This is a genomic window from Gluconobacter sp., assembly GCF_047722525.1.
Taxonomy (GTDB): Bacteria; Pseudomonadota; Alphaproteobacteria; order Acetobacterales; family Acetobacteraceae; genus Gluconobacter.
The window spans coordinates 24,506-40,860 of the sequence record NZ_JBDNYY010000017.1; the positions used below are offsets into that span (position 1 = coordinate 24,506).

General features: G+C 61.4%; 14 protein-coding genes and 1 riboswitch. Of the genes, 4 read left to right on the top strand and 10 right to left on the bottom strand.

The window, feature by feature from the left end; all coding sequences use genetic code 11:
* Nucleotides 1–11 precede the first annotated feature (11 nt).
* Nucleotides 12–2,276, top strand: coding sequence for a xanthine dehydrogenase family protein molybdopterin-binding subunit (locus ABF859_RS12465; protein ID WP_415528080.1), 2,265 nt, complete (start codon nt 12–14; stop codon nt 2,274–2,276).
* A gap of 40 nt (nt 2,277–2,316) precedes the next feature.
* Here ABF859_RS12465 and thiD read toward each other — a convergent pair whose 3' ends face one another.
* The 7 genes from thiD to thiC are packed head-to-tail and all read right to left on the bottom strand — an operon-like array spanning nt 2,317 to nt 8,311.
* Nucleotides 2,317–3,072 (bottom strand): bifunctional hydroxymethylpyrimidine kinase/phosphomethylpyrimidine kinase, encoded by a 756-nt coding sequence (thiD, locus tag ABF859_RS12470; protein WP_415528081.1) that lies wholly within the window; start codon nt 3,070–3,072, stop codon nt 2,317–2,319.
* Nucleotides 3,069–4,019, bottom strand: coding sequence for a HesA/MoeB/ThiF family protein (locus ABF859_RS12475; RefSeq protein ID WP_415528082.1), 951 nt, complete (start codon nt 4,017–4,019; stop codon nt 3,069–3,071). Before ABF859_RS12475 ends, thiD begins: the two co-directional genes overlap by 4 nt.
* Before the next feature lie 8 nt (nt 4,020–4,027).
* On the bottom strand, nt 4,028–4,639 hold the full coding sequence (locus ABF859_RS12480) for a thiamine phosphate synthase (protein ID WP_415528083.1): 612 nt from the start codon (nt 4,637–4,639) through the stop codon (nt 4,028–4,030).
* Nucleotides 4,636–5,394, bottom strand: a complete 759-nt coding sequence (locus ABF859_RS12485) for a thiazole synthase (RefSeq protein ID WP_415528084.1) — start codon at nt 5,392–5,394, stop codon at nt 4,636–4,638. The genes ABF859_RS12480 and ABF859_RS12485 overlap by 4 nt, the downstream gene beginning before the upstream one ends.
* 1 nt (nt 5,395) lies before the next feature.
* Complete coding sequence (gene thiS / locus ABF859_RS12490) at nt 5,396–5,593, bottom strand: sulfur carrier protein ThiS (RefSeq protein WP_415528085.1); 198 nt, start codon at nt 5,591–5,593, stop codon at nt 5,396–5,398.
* Nucleotides 5,583–6,521, bottom strand: a complete 939-nt coding sequence (locus ABF859_RS12495; RefSeq protein ID WP_415528086.1) for an FAD-dependent oxidoreductase — start codon at nt 6,519–6,521, stop codon at nt 5,583–5,585. The genes thiS and ABF859_RS12495 overlap by 11 nt, the downstream gene beginning before the upstream one ends.
* A complete protein-coding gene (gene thiC, locus ABF859_RS12500) occupies nt 6,518–8,311 on the bottom strand; it encodes a phosphomethylpyrimidine synthase ThiC (protein WP_415528087.1) in 1,794 nt (597 codons plus the stop codon). Before thiC ends, ABF859_RS12495 begins: the two co-directional genes overlap by 4 nt.
* Nucleotides 8,312–8,447: 136 nt before the next feature.
* Nucleotides 8,448–8,581, bottom strand: a riboswitch (TPP riboswitch).
* 214 nt (nt 8,582–8,795) lie between these two features.
* Between thiC and ABF859_RS12505 the strand changes: the two genes are divergently transcribed.
* Nucleotides 8,796–9,893, top strand: coding sequence for an AI-2E family transporter (locus ABF859_RS12505; RefSeq protein ID WP_415528088.1), 1,098 nt, complete (start codon nt 8,796–8,798; stop codon nt 9,891–9,893).
* A gap of 5 nt (nt 9,894–9,898) precedes the next feature.
* Here ABF859_RS12505 and ABF859_RS12510 read toward each other — a convergent pair whose 3' ends face one another.
* Nucleotides 9,899–10,825 carry a LysR family transcriptional regulator gene (locus ABF859_RS12510; protein WP_415528089.1) on the bottom strand — a complete coding sequence of 309 codons (927 nt, stop codon included), beginning with the start codon at nt 10,823–10,825 and terminating at the stop codon, nt 9,899–9,901.
* A 112-nt stretch (nt 10,826–10,937) separates the two neighbouring features.
* Between ABF859_RS12510 and ABF859_RS12515 the strand changes: the two genes are divergently transcribed.
* Both ABF859_RS12515 and acnA read left to right on the top strand, forming a co-directional pair.
* Complete coding sequence (locus ABF859_RS12515) at nt 10,938–11,960, top strand: isocitrate/isopropylmalate dehydrogenase family protein (protein ID WP_415528090.1); 1,023 nt, start codon at nt 10,938–10,940, stop codon at nt 11,958–11,960.
* Nucleotides 11,961–11,993: 33 nt separating this feature from the next.
* Nucleotides 11,994–14,687, top strand: coding sequence for an aconitate hydratase AcnA (gene acnA, locus ABF859_RS12520; RefSeq protein WP_415528091.1), 2,694 nt, complete (start codon nt 11,994–11,996; stop codon nt 14,685–14,687).
* A 137-nt stretch (nt 14,688–14,824) separates the two neighbouring features.
* On the opposite strand, the gene ABF859_RS12525 is transcribed toward acnA, so the two are convergent.
* Nucleotides 14,825–15,463 (bottom strand): LysE family translocator, encoded by a 639-nt coding sequence (locus tag ABF859_RS12525; protein WP_415528092.1) that lies wholly within the window; start codon nt 15,461–15,463, stop codon nt 14,825–14,827.
* 46 nt (nt 15,464–15,509) lie between these two features.
* Nucleotides 15,510–16,355: FAD-dependent oxidoreductase (locus ABF859_RS12530; protein WP_415528093.1), on the bottom strand; the 846-nt coding region annotated here is incomplete at its 5' end.

Sequence of the window (16,355 nt, forward strand, 5' to 3'; positions counted from 1 at the left end):
AGAACCCGGGTATGACCCTCCATTCAGCAAAAATCGGACAGCCTGTCTCCCGGATCGACGGCCTCGCCAAGGTGACGGGACAGGCCCGATACGCCGCCGAACCGCATCCCGCCGGCATGCTGTACGGCTTCATCGTCAACAGCCCCATCGCCCGCGGCCGGATCGAGACGATCCGGGAAGATGCGGCCCGTGCGGTACCCGGGGTGGTGGAGATCATGACGCATCTCAACCGCCCCCACACCGCGCTGTTTGAAAAATCCTACGTGGATGGTCTGGGCGTCCCCGGCTCTCCCTACAGGCCGCTCCATGACGCGGAAATAAACTTCAACGGCCAGCCCGTCGCTGTTGTCTTGGCAGAGACATTCGAAGCCGCCCGTGAAGCCGCCATGCTTCTCGAGGTAGATTACGAACGCTGGCCACATAACGCGGATTTCGAGGCCTCCCTGCACCAGAAATACATGCCCGGCAAACCCCGCAGCAATTACGTGCCCCCCAAATCGCGTGGAGACGCCGCCGAGGCTTATGCCCTCAGCCCGATCAAGGTCGAAGGGCGCTATCATCTCGCCCCTGAGCATCACAATCCCATGGAAATGCATGCGACCACTGTCATCACCGAAGATGACGGCAGCTTCACGGTCTGGGACAAGACACAGGGCCCGCAGGCCGTACAGGCGTATCTGAGCAGCGCCCTGTCCCTTTCGAAAGATCAGGTCCGTGTGCGCAATCCCTATGTCGGCGGCGCATTCGGCTCCGGCCTGCGCGCCCAGCACAACGTTTTTCTCGCAGCCCTGGGCGCAAAAATGCTGAAGCGTTCGGTACGGATCACCCTGACACGGCAGCAGATGTTCACGCATGTCTTCCGTCCGGAAGCCGTCATGAATATCGCGCTCGGGGCCCGGCCAGACGGCACATTGCAGTCCATGATCGTCGACGGCGTGACGGACACGTCCCGCTTTGAACACAACATGGAAAATCTCGTGATCTGGGGCCTGATCAATTACAAATGCCCCAACGCCACGGCCGACTACAAGGTCGCCCCGCGTGACACTTATACCTCCAGCGACATGCGGGCGCCCGGAGCCGCCACGGGCGTCAATCTCTTCGAAATGGCCATCGATGAAATGGCCTATGCCTGCAACATGGACCCGCTGGCCTTCCGCCTGCACAACTATTCCGACATCGACGCCATGCATGACATGCCCCTGACCAGCAAGGCGCTGAAAGAGGCCATGCATGAGGGCGCAGAGCGTTTCGGCTGGCAGAACCGCCCGATGGCCCCGAAAAGCATGCGCGACGGCCGGGACCTGATCGGCTGGGGCATGGCGACAGGCATCTGGGACGCAATGTTCTCCGCCACCTCCGCACGCGCTACGCTGACCGCTGACGGACGTCTGCATATCGCAACCGCCGCCTCCGACATCGGGACCGGAACCTACACGATTCTGGCGCAGACAGCCTCGGAAGCCTTCGGCATCCCTATTGAGATGATCGATATCGAACTGGGCGATTCAACCCTCCCCGAATGCCCCACGGAAGGCGGATCCTGGACAGCCGCCTCCGCGGGTGCCGCAGTCTGGCTCGCCTGTCAGAGCCTTCGCGAGAAGCTATTCAAAACACTGGGTAAAAGTGGAAACATCTCCGCCTGGCTGACGGCAGGACTGTCGAATAATACCACAGTGCTACAGGACGGATTTCTTCAGGACACGGGCGCAGACGAAAATCTCAGACTGTCCCTTTCCGAAGCCCTGTCTCTGACAGGCCACGACAGGCTCGAAGTCGAGGAAACCGCAAAACCGGGCCTGCGCGGAACCATCAGCCAGATGAGAAAAGCGCGTTTCACCCATAGCGCTGTTTTCTGCGAAGTCCGTGTGGATGAAGAACTCGGCACTGTCCGCGTCACGCGTCTGGTCAACGCCGTCGCGGCCGGCCGCATCATGAACCCCAAGACGGCAGCCAGCCAGGTCCGGGGCGCCATGGTCATGGCAACAGGCATGGCCCTTCATGAAGAGTCCCTGATGGACGAACGCGTCGGCCGCTTCATGAACCACAATTTCTCCGAATATCACATCCCGGCCCATGCGGACATTCCGGACATGGACGTCCTTTTCGTCGCGGAAAAAGACCCCGAAGTCAGTCCGCTCGGCGTCAAGGGCGTAGGAGAAATCGGCATGTGCGGCACAGCCGCCGCGATCGCCAACGCCATTTTCCACGCAACAGGGCAGCGCCATCGCAATCTGCCTGTCATGCCCGGAAACGAAGCCTCATCTTCCCTCTGACCCACCGGGAGTCCGGAAGAAAACCGTCAGGCCTCAGGCTTCACGGAAGACACTGCCGGCGTGCATGGGCTTCACGAAAGCGGACCTCAAGCTGGGCCCGGGAAGCTTCAATAGCGTCGGACAGGCTCTTCCCATCGGCCAGTGCCGCGGCAAGACCGCTCGCCAGTTGACACCCCGTTCCCCTGAGGTCGAACGGATAACGCGGGGAGCGGAAAGACAGGGGCGGCTTTCCCGCTCGATACAGGATATCAGTTGATCCATCGGAACGGCGGTCATGACCCCCTTTCAGAAAGACACTCTCACAGCCACGCTCAAGAAGAGCCTCGACAACATCGATGCGCTCCGAAGAAGGATCCATTCCCAAGGCTGATTTCAGGGCCGTCAGTTCCGGCAGATTTGGTGTCAGGACAGTAGTGCGGGGCAGAAGCAGTCCGAGAAGCGCCTGAATCCCTTCCGGCTCCAGAAGGGCATGACCGGAACTGGAGCAGAGAACCGGATCGAGAATGACTGGCACATCGGGAAGACGCGCTGCCATAGTCCGGACAAGCCCTGCGTTGCACAGGGCACCAATCTTGATGGCCCCAACCCCCTCTTCCAGCGCCGCCTCGATCTGGGCTGCGAGCAGATCCGGCGAAACAGGATCCACAGCCAGAACCCTGCGGTCCGTCTGGGCAGTGACGGCCGTGACGGCGACGCGTGCCGTCAGTCCTGCGTCATGGACAGCGAGCAGGTCACGGGCAATGCCAGCCCCTCCACTGGAATCCATCCCGCCGATCAGAAGAACGGGACGTGTCATCGCCCTGTGGTCGCAATGAACGCATCGACGCCGCTCTGCCCGGAAAAGCGTTTCGCCGCCCGCCAGGCCCGCAGGCCACTGGCACAGACGAACACGGTTCTTCCCGCCTTCACATCCAGCATTTCCGGACGCTCGATCGGCCCACGGGCAGCCCACTCCACAGAGGGCGGTCCCTTTTCATCCCTGCTCCGGAGATCAAATACACGATCAGCTTCAGTGATCTCTTCAAGACCGAGAATAAAGGGACCCTCCTCTTCCGGCGCAGGCGCGCCATCAAAACGGAAGGAAGAACTCCGCCAGTGTTCCAGATCCAGACTGATCATCTGGCCCAGTGGGGAAGGCTGCATTTCAAGCAGGATCGACAGCGTCATCTGCGCCTGTATGGCACCCAGCGCCGCTACGGCTGGCCCCAGCACTCCGGCCTCCGAGCAGGTTGGAAAACTGGCAGGGATATCGGGGAAAACAGCGCGATAACCGGGTGCGCCACCACAGAATCCCCCGACATAACCAGACTGCCCCAGCACCGAGGCGCTGACGAGAGGAATCCCTGCCTCAAGGCAGAGGTCAGACAGCATATAGGTCACGGCCACACTGTCTGCCGCATCAACAACGGCGGACACGCCGGAAAGAAGACACGCCGCAGAAGCGGGCTCAAGGCGTTGCTCAACCGGCACGATATCACAGTCCGGATTCAGACCGGACAACCGTTCCGCCACACAAGCAACCTTTGGTTTGCCAATGTCCTCCGTACGAAACAGGGTCTGCCGATGAAGATTGCTTTCATCCACCCGGTCATGATCCACCACCGTGATCCTGCCACACCCGGCTCCAACGAGTGCTGGCAGCACGGTCGCCCCCAGGCCACCGGCACCGACAACCAGAACATGGGCATCCAGAAGACGCTTCTGATCGGCCTCACCCTGCGGAAAAAGACTGATCTGCCGCAAGTACCGGCTCATCGTACATAAGCCCGCGTCGCGGCGACCCATTCCCGGCAGCGGGCAACCGGGTCGTCCGCCATCTGGATATCCGTCACCACAGCGGCGCTGTCCGCACCTGCGGCAAAGACCCTGGGGAGGCGCTCGGGCGTCAGGCCCCCGATGGCGACAAGCGGCGTCTGACCTGCCCGTTTCTTCCAGTCGCCTACCCGCTCCAACCCTTGCGGACCCCATTTCATTTTCTTCAGAAGGGTCGGATAGACGGGACCAAGAGCAACATATGCCGGTTCGAAAGACAGGGCATGTTCCAGTTCCGCCGGGTCATGGGTGGACAGGCCGAACCGGACTCCGGCTTTCCGGAGCGCGGCAAAATCCGCCGTTTCCATGTCTTCCTGACCCAGATGAACGAAATCGCATCCCAGCTCCATGGCAAGACGCCAGTAGTCGTTGATGACAAGCTGGGCGTCATGCTGCGCGCACAGATCACGGGCATGACAGATCTGGCGGCGGATTTCCGCTTCCGGTTTGTCCTTGAGGCGAAGCTGTACCAGTCGCACACCGCAGGGCAGAAGCGTTTCAAGCAGCCCGACTTCCCCGACTAGCAGATAAAACGGATCAAGCGCCATCATGCCAGCTCCGCCAGACCGAAAACGGGCGTCGAGGCGCTGGCCATGTCCCGCTCCAGCATGAGTCCGGCCTGATGGCCTTCCCGTCCCGCCTGTATGGCGCGCCCGAAGGCCCGCGCCATCCCCACAGGATCGACCGCCTTCGCCACAGCAGTATTGAGCAGCACGGCATCAAATCCCAGTTCCATGGTCTGCGCGGCCTGACTGGGCGCACCGATCCCCGCATCCACGACCAGTGGAACATCCGGGAAATGTGCCCTCATGGTCCGCAGTCCCTGAAGGTTCCGCAATCCCTGCCCCGAACCGATGGGCGCGCCCCAGGGCATCAGGACTTTGCAACCGGCCTCAAGCAGCTTTTCGCCCACGATCAGGTCTTCGGTCGTGTAGGGAAAGACATCAAACCCTTCCGCACACAGCACGCGCGCGGCCTCGATGAGCGCAAACGGGTCGGGTTGCAGCGTGTCGGCATGACCGATCACTTCCAGCTTGATCCATGACGTTCCAAACACTTCACGCGCCATCCGGGCAGTGGTCACGGCTTCCCGAACGGTATGACAGCCCGCCGTGTTGGGCAGCAGGCGGCAGCGGCTTTTCGCCAGAAGGTCACGAAACGCCCCCCCGGCCGCCCCTTCGCGCCTCAGCGAGACGGTAATGACCTCCGCGCCGGATGCCTCGATGGCCTCCAGCAAAACCTGCGGCGACGGATATTGCGCAGTCCCAAGCATCAGACGGGACGTCAGATCAACACCATAGAACATGTCAGCCTCCCTGCATCGGCGACAGGACTTCAACCTTCACGCCATCATTCAACGGTGTTCCGGAACGAAGGGGCCGGGCAATGAAATCGCCATCCACGGCCGTGGCCACGCAGGGGGATTCAAAACCCTGCTCCGTCAGCAGGTCGGCCAGTGTCCGAGCCTGCGTTTCGATGGTCTGGCCGTTCAGATCAATCCGCATGGACGTGAAGCTCCGCAAGTTCCGTGGCCAGTTGCTCCGCGCAGACAGGCGCCATCAGGAAACCGTGGCGATACATCCCGTTGACATGGATGCGGTCCGCCGCGTGCCGGATGGCCGGAATATTGTCAGGAAAGGACGGACGCAGCCCTGCGCCCAGTTCAAGGATTTCCGCTTCGGCAAAACCGGGATGAAGCGTATAGGCCGCGGAAAGCAGTTCCATCGCAGCCCGCGCCGTAACGCCCCCACGACGCGCGCTTTCCACCATGGTCGCGCCGATCATGTAGCGCCCGTTCTCGCGCGGCACGATGTAGCAGGGGAAGCGGGGATGCAGCAGTCGAACAGGGCGTGTCAGCGCCACGTCGGGCGCGTGCACGATCAGCATTTCCCCCCGCACACCGCGCAGATCGGCCAGATCCTCCCGGGACGCCAGCCCCCGACAGTCCACGATCGGGCCCCGTGGCGCCCCGGTCCGGAACGACACGCCTCTGCTTTCCAGACGGCTTCGCAGACTGGCCAGTGCTTGACGCGGGTCCAGATGCGCTTCGCTCGAAAAGAACAGCCCCCGTGCGAAACGCCCTGCCAGATCCGGCTCCAGATCCCCGGGAGACACCCAGTCATGCTCCCGCGTCGCCCGTGCAAAACGCTCCAGTTCGGAAACATCCCGCGGCGGTGCGACAACAAGCGTGCCACGCCGCACAACGCCGGGCACATGCGCGGCCCACCAGTTCACGGAAGCCTGCCCTTTTGCCACGATCAGATCCGGCGCGCTTTCCCCTTCGCAGAAAGGCGCCAGCATGCCCCCCGCAAACTTTGACGCCGGTTCCGGGGCGCCATCCGGGACGATGACTTCCACGTCAAGGCCCCGGTCGGAAAGGGCCGTGGCACAACACAGTGCCGTAACCCCTCCCCCCAGGACGGAATGGATCATTCCGCCGGTTCCGTCACGGGAACATAGAGCTGCCCGCCTTCACGGAATTTCTCCGCCATCTGCTCCATGCCGTCCTGCTTTTCCGCTGCCGCACGAATGTCATGCGAAATCTTCATCGAGCAGAACTTCGGCCCACACATCGAGCAGAAATGGGACACCTTGTGCGCCTGCTTGGGCAGGGTCTCATCATGCATGGCGCGGGCGGTATCGGGATCGAGACCCAGATTGAACTGGTCCTCCCACCGGAACTCGAACCGCGCCCGCGACAGGGCGTCATCCCGCATCTGCGCGCCCGGATGGCCTTTGGCGAGATCCGCCGCATGAGCTGCAAGCTTGTAGGTGATGACACCCGTCTTGACGTCATTCCGATCCGGCAAGCCCAGATGTTCCTTCGGCGTGACGTAGCAGAGCATGGCCGTGCCAAACCAGCCGATCATGGCCGCACCGATGGCCGAGGTGATGTGATCGTAACCGGGGGCGATATCGGTCGTCAGCGGGCCAAGCGTATAGAACGGCGCTTCGTGGCAGTGCTCAAGCTGCTTGTCCATGTTGGCCTTGATCTTGTGCATCGGCACGTGACCCGGCCCCTCGATCATGACCTGACAGTCCTTCGCCCAGGCGATTTTCGTCAACTCGCCAAGCGTTTCCAGCTCCGCAAACTGCGCCGCATCATTGGCATCGGCAATCGAACCGGGACGCAGGCCATCCCCGAGCGAGAACGACACGTCATAACGGCGGCAGATGTCGCAGATCTCCTCGAAATGCTCGTACAGGAAGCTCTCACGGTGATGATGCAGGCACCATTTCGCCATAATGGACCCACCACGCGACACGATGCCCGTCACCCGTCGGGCCGTCAGAGGGATCATGTGCAGCCGGACGCCTGCATGGATGGTAAAGTAATCCACGCCCTGCTCCGCCTGCTCAATCAGCGTGTCACGGAAGATCTCCCATGTCAGGTCTTCCGCAATCCCGCCCACCTTTTCCAGCGCCTGATAAAGTGGCACCGTCCCGATCGGCACAGGGGCGTTCCGGATGATCCAGTCACGGATATTATGGATGTTGCGGCCTGTGGAGAGATCCATGACGGTATCCGCGCCCCAGCGGATCGACCAGACCATCTTTTCGACTTCCTCTTCCATGGAAGAGGTCACGGCCGAATTGCCGATATTGGCATTGATCTTCACCAAAAAGTTCCGGCCGATGATCATCGGCTCCAGTTCGCGGTGATTGATGTTGGCGGGGATGATCGCCCGGCCCGAGGCAATTTCCTGCCGGACAAATTCCGGCGTCACGAAGTCCGGAATGCTGGCGCCGAAATCCTCGCCATCCCGCTCTTCCTCCAGCGCCTGCGTGCGGCCGATATTTTCCCGGATGGCAACGAATTCCATCTCGGGCGTAATAATGCCAGCCCGGGCATAGGCCATCTGGGTCACAGCACGATCGCCGACTGCACGCAGGGGACGCCGCTGGTTCGGAAACGCAGGCGTCAGTCGCTCACCCACGGCAAAACCGTTATCCGCCGCCGTAATCGTGCGACCGTCATACTCTTCCACATCGCCGCGATTACGAAGCCAGTCGCCACGACTGTCCGCGAGACCTTTTGCGATATCGATGCTGATGGTGGTGTCAGTATAAGGGCCGGAACTGTCATAGACGTTCAGCGGACATTCATCCGAAACCTCGATCTGCCGCATGGGCACACTGATGTCGTGGAGCGTGCCCTGAACATGGACCTTGCTGGAAGCCGGCAGCGGGCCCGTCGTAATGGCGGGAATGGAAGCGTTCATGTGGTGTCTCCTCAAGCGCACTCGAAAAGACCCAGGAAGAACGTGAAGCAGAAAGGGAACCGCCGCCCTGTGCCTGCAGGCACAAAAAAAGGGCCGGACCGGCCCGAAAGGTGCATTTCCCACACAGATGGCGGGGAGCGATGCCCTTCGGTCTTCCTACGCCAGTATCAACTGGGTCAGGTTCAAAGGGTCGCCACACCGTGCAGCCGGTTTCCCGGCAACACCAATTGGCCTCTCAGTCCCTTGGGCGGGACTCCCCTGACAGGCCGGGAGAGTGACGGAGAAATAAAAGGAGATCAAGGGCGCAGCACGATCCGCCGATCACATCTCGTAATGTTGCCGGCAAAGACTGCCCCGGATCCATGACTGCACCCGGACGTCAGGCATTTTCCGAAACCGCCCAGATATGACTTTCTCCAGTTCGCAAACCCGCATACCTTCCCCCGTCACTGTCGATTTTATTTAACGGAAAGCCGATCCCTCAATGCCAGACCTCTTCCAGAACGGTTCACAGGACAATACCCGGTCCGTTCTGGTTGCCCTTCTGGCAAGCGCCATCGTCATCAGCGCCATCTGGATCCTCAAGCCGTTTCTTCCCGCCATGATCTGGGCCGTCACCATCGCGGTGACCACCTGGCCCATGCTGCGCCGCCTTCAGGCTGTCGTCGGGAACAGCCGCAGAGTGGCCGTTTCGCTTACGATCCTTATTGCAATGCTGGTCTTCATCCTGCCGGTGTGGCTGGCCATCACGACGGTTTCCAGCCATTTCGGCGATATTGTCAGCCTGATTTCCTCATCCTCGACCCTCCACATCCCCAATGAGCCGAAATGGTTCGGCCGCCTCCCGCTGATCGGCCCGCATATCGCGCCGTTCTGGACCCGCCTGCAACACATGCAGTTCCCCGAGATGGTCCGCCAGATCATCCCCGCTCCGGAAACCCTGATCCACACCTTCCTGACTTACGCGGGCAGCTTCAGTATCCTTGCCCTTCAGTTCGTGCTCACCCTGATCATCCTCGGCGTCCTGCTCATGCGCGCTGAATCGGCGATTGCCGTTGCCGACAGCCTTGTCACCATTCTGGCAGGAAGCCGCGGCAAGGAAATGCTCCAGCTCGCCGCCTACACGATCCGGGGCGTTGCCTTTGGCGTCACCGTCACGGCGGTCGTTGAATCCGCCGTCGCCGGCATCGGCCTGAAACTCGCCGGCGCCCCCTGGGTCAGCATCCTCACAGCCGGCACCTTCATGGTCTGCCTGCTTCAGGCCGGACCCGGCGTCACCCTGATCCCGGCCGTGATCTGGGTCTATTTCGACCGCGGTCTCGCACCCGCTGCCCTTCTGCTCGTCGTCACCATCATCACCATCGTCATCGACAACGTCCTACGCCCATTCCTGATCCGCAAACAGGCTGACATTCCGCTCATTCTCATCATGCTCGGCGTTATCGGCGGTCTGGGCGGCCTGGGGCTGGTCGGAATCTTCATCGGCCCCCTGGTCCTGTCCGTGGCCTATACGCTGACCAAAAGCTGGATCAGTGATTCCCGTCCGGCAACCATCCCCGCTCCAACACCCATGGAAGAATGAAAATATTACTTATCCGGAACAGACCGATAGATCTGCCGGATCCGACGGGCCTGATGAATGAAATAGAGCTTGGCCCCCGTCATCCGGACTGACCGGAACACGAGATAAAGCGGCGCCGTCAGGGCCGTGCGGGAAGAGAGCGGAATATAGACCACCTGCCCCGCATGATGCTGCTGCATGGATTGTGGGACGAGGGAAATGCCCAGACCACCCGCCACAAGATTCAGGGCCGCCAGAAGCTGCGGCCCTTTCTGTCTGATACGGGGCGTAAACCCTGCACCCAGACAGGCATCGACGATCGTCTTGTACAGACCGTTGTTGTACTGGCTCTGATACAGGATGAAGTCCTCATCCTCGAGTTCGGCCAGCTTCAGGCCCGCCGCGGGCACCTCCTTCGCCAGTCTGTGAGTGCGAGGGACAGCCACCACCATGGGCTCCTCCACGATCAGTTCGACCATCACATCCGACACATAGGGAATGGACGTGCGGATGAATGCAACGTCCACGGTATCTTCCCGCAACGCTCCCAGAAGCTGGCTGGAATTGCCTTCCGTCAGCGTCAGCCCGACATCCGGCCAGGTCTCGCGGAACTGTCCCAGCATGTCGGGCAGGCTGGGATGACACAGCGCCGAGTTCGTAAAGCCGATCGACAGTTCACCGGCCTCACCCCGAACGATGCGGCGGACATCCTCGACCGTCTCCTCCATGCGTTCGACGATATCATAGGCCCCCTTGACCATACTGCGCCCCGCAGACGTCAGACGCATGCCCCGGGCGTGACGTTCAAAAAGCTGGACACCAAGCTCCTGTTCCATACCCTTCAGCAACCGGGTCAGCGGCGGCTGCTGGATCCCGAGGCGCTCGGCCGCGCGGGTCAGGTTGCGTTCCTCGGCAATGGCGATGACGGCATGGAGATGTCTGAGCTCGATCATTCCATACCTTTAAGGTATGATCAAAGCCTCCTGCAAACATTGGTTCACACACGAAACTTCTTTAAGGTCCGCCGCGTCACAGACCCATCCCTTGACCAGATAGGAGCGCGCCATGACCAAGACCATTCCCGCCACACTCATCGCCGGTGACGGAATTGGCCCGGAAATCATGCAGTCGGTCACAACCGTCATGGACGCCCTTGAGGCCCCTTTCCTCTGGGATCATCAGAGCGCAGGCGTAGGCGCCTTCGAGCAACATGGGACCGCCCTTCCCGAGGCTACGCTCGACAGTATCCGCCGCACCGGCCTTGTGCTGAAAGGCCCTCTGACCACCCCCGTGGGTAAGGGTTTCCGCTCCATCAACGTCACGCTGCGTCAGGCCTTCGACCTGTACGCCAACGTCCGCCCGACCCAGACGATCGTCCCCGGCGGCCGCTATGAGAACGTCGATCTGGTCGTGATCCGCGAGAACATTGAAGGCCTGTATGCCGCGATGGAGCACTACATGGCCGTGGACGGGGACCCAGAAGCGGTGGCGTATGGCGCCGGGTTCAATACCCGCGCCGAATGCAACCGGATCGTCCGCTTCGCTTTCGAATATGCCGTAAAGAACAACCGCAAGAAGGTGACGCTTGTCCACAAGGCGAACATCCTGAAAATCCTGAGCGGTCTATTCCTGCATGAAGGCCGCAAGGTCGCTGCGGAATATGAAGGCCGCGTGGCGCTGGAAGAACGCATCGTTGACGCCTGCGCGATGGAGCTTGTGATCCGTCCGGAGAATTACGACGTCATCGTCACGACCAATCTGTTCGGCGATATCCTGTCCGACCTGACGGCCGGTCTCGTAGGCGGTCTTGGTATGGCGCCGGGTGCGAATATCGGCGAGAAAATGGGAATCTTCGAGGCCGTGCATGGCTCAGCACCCGACATTGCCGGACAGGGCATCGCCAATCCGCTGGCGCTGATGATGGCGGGCAGCATGATGCTGGCGCATGTCGGACGGCAGGACCTGTCCCAGCGTCTGGACGGTGCGATGAAGCAGATCCTTCAGGTCGAAGGCCTCCGCACCCGCGATCTGGGCGGCAAGGCCACCACGCAGGACGTCACGCAGGCCCTTCTGCGCGCCATTCAGTAATATTCTGACAGCCCTTCAAGGAACATTCCCATCATGAAACAGGTTGGACACGACCTTCTGGACTGCCAGCGCGACCTTTCGATCGAGGGCCGCTCCTATCGCTATTTCTCCCTGCCCGTCGCGGCTGAAAAGCTGGGCGACATTTCGCGCCTGCCCGTCAGCCTAAAGGTGCTGCTCGAAAACGTCCTGCGCTTTACGGATGGCACGACCTATCGTGTCGAGGACGCGCAGGCGATCATTGACTGGACGAAAGCCGCGCACTCCACGCAGGAAGTCCCGTTCAAGCCCGCGCGCATCCTGATGCAGGATTTTACCGGCGTTCCGGCCGTCGTCGATCTGGCCGCCATGCGCGACGGCATTGTCTCGCTCGGTGGTGATCCGCAGAAGGTCAATCCGCTCGTGCCCGTCGATCTGGTGATCGACCATTCCGTGATGGTGGACGTGGCCGGACGCAAGGACGCGCTCCAGCAGAATGTCTCGCTGGAATTCGAGCGCAATGGCGAGCGTTATGCGTTCCTGCGCTGGGGTCAGGAAGCGTTCGACCAGTTCCGCGTCGTCCCGCCGGGGGCTGGCATCTGCCATCAGGTCAATCTGGAATATCTGTCCCAGGTCGTCTGGACGGGCACGGTCGGCGACGTCACCTACGCCTATCCGGACACGCTGTATGGCACGGATTCTCACACGACCATGGTCAATGGTCTCGGCGTTCTGGGCTGGGGCGTCGGCGGAATCGAGGCCGAAGCCGCGATGCTCGGGCAGCCAATTTCCATGCTTATTCCCGATGTCGTGGGTTTCAGGATGAAAGGACGTCTGCCAGAAGGCACGACTGCGACCGATCTGGTCCTGACGGTCACGCAGATGCTGCGCGCCAAGGGCGTGGTCGGCAAGTTCGTGGAGTTCTTTGGCCCGGCGCTGGATCATCTGCCGGTCGCGGACCGGGCAACGATTGCCAACATGGCCCCGGAATATGGCGCGACCTGCGGCTTCTTCCCCGTCGATGCACTGGCGCTCGATTATCTGCGCCAGACCGGCCGTGACGAACATCGCATTGCGCTGACCGAAACATGGCTGCGCGCGCAGGGCATGTTCCGCGACGCCTCCACACCGGAGCCGGTGTTTTCGGACGTTCTGACGCTGGATCTGGGCACGGTCACGCCCTGCATTTCCGGCCCCAAGCGCCCGCAGGACCGGATCGAACTTTCCGCTGCTACCCCGGCTTTCGAAAAAGCCCTGATTGACGCGCTGGGCGTCAAACCCGCCGACATCCACAAGACCGCCCCCGTCGCTGGCACGGATTATGCGATCGGGCACGGCTCCATCGTCATCGCTGCCATCACGTCCTGCACCAACACGTCCAACCCCGCCGTTCTGGTCGCGGCCGGACTGGTGGCCCGCAAGGCCAGAGCACTCGGCCTGATGCCGAAGCCCTGGGTCAAGACGTCGCTCGCACCGGGCTCTCAGGTCGTGACAGACTATCTGGATCGCGCCGGTCTGAGCGCCGATCTGGACGCATTGGGTTTCGAGACGGTCGGCTATGGCTGCACAACCTGCATCGGCAATTCCGGGCCGCTGGCGAAGGAACTTGTGGACGCCATTGAAGGAAATGGTCTGGTCGCGACTTCGGTCCTGTCCGGCAACCGGAACTTCGAAGGCCGGATTTCGCCCAATGTCCGCGCCAACTATCTCGCAAGCCCGCCGCTGGTCGTCGCCTATGCGCTTCTGGGGACGATGCGCGAAGACATCACGACGGCCGTTCTGGGACACGCGCCCGACGGCACGCCGGTCCATCTGCGTGATATCTGGCCGAGCAACCACGAGATCGCAGAGCTTGTCGGCTCTGCCGTCACGCGCGAAGCGTTCGTCGAGCGTTACAGCCACATCACGGAAGGCACGAAGGAATGGCAGGCTCTGGCCTCGGCCGGGACTTCGGCGACCTATGACTGGCAGCCGGGCTCGACCTATGTGCAGAACCCGCCCTACTTCGACGGGCTGACCGCCGAACCCGCGCCCACGAAAGACATTTCCGACGCGCGGATTTTGGCACTGCTGGGCGACAACATCACGACCGACCATATCTCCCCCGCCGGTGCGATTGCGGCCTCCTCCCCGGCAGGCGTGTATCTGCAGGAGCATCAGGTCGCGGTGAAAGATTTCAATTCCTACGGCTCACGTCGCGGCAATGACCGCGTCATGGTCCGGGGGACTTTCGCCAATATCCGCATCCGCAACGAGATGGCTCCCGGGACCGAGGGCGGCGTCACGCTGCATCAGCCCGATGGCGTAAAAATGTCCATCTATGATGCCGCCAGCCGCTATGCGCAGGACGACGTGCCGCTTGTCGTGTTCGGCGGCAAGGAATACGGCATGGGCTCATCCCGTGACTGGGCCGCGAAGGGGACGCGCCTGCTGGGCATCAAGGCCGTCATCGCGGAGAGCTTCGAGCGCATCCACCGCTCCAACCTCGTCGGCATGGGCGTCCTCCCCCTGACATTCGAGCCGGGCACAACCCGGAAAACACTGGGACTGGATGGAACGGAGACGATCGCCATCCACGGGATCGAAACCCTGACACCACGCGCCACCCTGACCATGACGATCACCCGTCAGGATGGCAGCACACAGGATGTCCCGCTGCTGTGCCGTGTCGATACGGTCGATGAAGCGGACTATTACCGCAACGGGGGCATCCTGCCCTACGTTCTGCGAGGAATGGCCTCAGCAGACTGAAAAAATGGCGGGGCTTCGGCTCCGCCATTTTTTATGGTGTCAGTTTCCCATCAGTGATGGGCGACCCCATAGGACACGATGGCGCAGGTCGCACCCACAAGAAAACTGGTCATGAAAAGGTAGATTTTGGTCATGGTTCAGGCCCGACGACTGAAAGCCAGCTTCAGACTGAACGCCAGAAAGATGCTCCCCGTCAACCTGTCCATGCGGCGCACGACCGTCGTGCTCGACAGGAACCGCCCAAGCGGCACGGTCATGGCGACAAGCAGTGCCAGCCACGAGAAGGACAATATGGCCTGAATGGCCGTCAGCAGGAGTGAAAACTCCTGCACGTTCACATGCGGCGGAATGAACTGCGGCATGAACGTCATATAGAAAATGCCGACCTTGGGATTAAGCAGATTGGTCAGCAGCCCACGGCGGAAGGCCGCGCGGGCATCGTCATGCGCTGACGGTCCCGAGACTTCGGCTGTGCCCAGTGATGACCGGGGATGCAGGATCAACCCGATCCCGAGCCATGCGAGATAAAGCGCCCCGGCCCATTTGACGACCGTGAACGCCGTTTCCGAAGCCGCAAGCAACGCCGTAAGGCCAAACGCTGCCGCCAGCCCCCAGATTCCCAGACCAAGACAGATCCCCACAACCGCCGCCAGACCTGCCTTCCAGCCTGACGTCGTGGCGGTTCGCAGCGTCATGGCCGTATCGAGGCCCGGCGTGATAGTGAAAACGGCCGCGGCTGCCGCAAAAGTCAGGAGGGGGATCAGATAAGGATGCATGGCCAAAACCTACACTCCGGCCCGTGAATCCCCAATCCCCCTTTCTTCAGCCCGCTTTTGCAGTCACCGGCAGACGGATCAGATAGTCGAAGGCCACCAGAGACGCCTTGGCCCCCTCACCCATCGCGATAACGATCTGCTTGTAAGGCACCGTCGTCGCATCACCGGCAGCAAACACCCCCGGAACAGATGTTGCACAGTGATCGTCGATGACGATCTCGCCGTACGGGCTGAGCTTCACCGCACCCTTCAGCCATTCCGTATTGGGCAGCAGACCGATCTGGACGAACACGCCATCGGTTTTGACCTGATGCAGCCCCCCATCACCGTCACTATACGTCAGACCGGTGACTTCCTTGCCGTTACCCTCGATTTCCGTTGTCAGGGCATTGGTCAGGACCGTCACGTTCGACAGGCTCAGCAGCTTGTCCTGCAACACCTTGTCCGCCTTCAGATGCGCCCCGCGCTGAAGCAGCGTAACGTGCGAGACAATGCCCGCAAGATCAATCGCCGCTTCCACACCGCTATTGCCGCCGCCCGCCACCACAACCGGACGCCCCTTGTAGAACGGGCCATCGCAATGCGGGCAATAGGCCACGCCTTTCGTGCGATACTCGTCCTCACCCGGCACGCCCAGATGCCGCCAGCGTGCACCGGTCGCAATAATGATCGTCTTCGAGCGCAGGGTCGCACCGCTTTCCAGAACAATCTGGTGCAGACCGCCGGTTTCCGTGGCCGGGATCAGCTTTGCCGCCAACTGGGAGGGGATGATCTGCACGTCATACTGCCGCACATGCGCCTCAAGCGCCGCGGAGAGTTTCGGGCCTTCCGTTTCCTGCACGGAAATGAAGTTCTCGATCCCGGCCGTGTCCATGACCTGACCGCCAAACCG

Bases quoted from the DNA above. Each gene is read 5' to 3' on its own strand.
- ABF859_RS12480 (WP_415528083.1), bottom strand. From the start codon at position 4,639: ATGATGGCGCTTGATCCGTTTTATCTGCTAGTCGGGGAAGTCGGGCTG.
- ABF859_RS12515 (WP_415528090.1), top strand. From the start codon at position 10,938: ATGACCAAGACCATTCCCGCCACACTCATCGCCGGTGACGGAATTGGC.
- thiS (WP_415528085.1), bottom strand. From the start codon at position 5,593: ATGCGGATTGATCTGAACGGCCAGACCATCGAAACGCAGGCTCGGACA.
- acnA (WP_415528091.1), top strand. From the start codon at position 11,994: ATGAAACAGGTTGGACACGACCTTCTGGACTGCCAGCGCGACCTTTCG.
- ABF859_RS12485 (WP_415528084.1), bottom strand. From the start codon at position 5,394: ATGTTCTATGGTGTTGATCTGACGTCCCGTCTGATGCTTGGGACTGCG.
- ABF859_RS12465 (WP_415528080.1), top strand. From the start codon at position 12: ATGACCCTCCATTCAGCAAAAATCGGACAGCCTGTCTCCCGGATCGAC.
- ABF859_RS12525 (WP_415528092.1), bottom strand. From the start codon at position 15,463: ATGCATCCTTATCTGATCCCCCTCCTGACTTTTGCGGCAGCCGCGGCC.
- thiD (WP_415528081.1), bottom strand. From the start codon at position 3,072: ATGACACGTCCCGTTCTTCTGATCGGCGGGATGGATTCCAGTGGAGGG.
- ABF859_RS12510 (WP_415528089.1), bottom strand. From the start codon at position 10,825: ATGATCGAGCTCAGACATCTCCATGCCGTCATCGCCATTGCCGAGGAA.
- thiC (WP_415528087.1), bottom strand. From the start codon at position 8,311: ATGAACGCTTCCATTCCCGCCATTACGACGGGCCCGCTGCCGGCTTCC.
- ABF859_RS12495 (WP_415528086.1), bottom strand. From the start codon at position 6,521: ATGATCCATTCCGTCCTGGGGGGAGGGGTTACGGCACTGTGTTGTGCC.
- ABF859_RS12505 (WP_415528088.1), top strand. From the start codon at position 8,796: ATGCCAGACCTCTTCCAGAACGGTTCACAGGACAATACCCGGTCCGTT.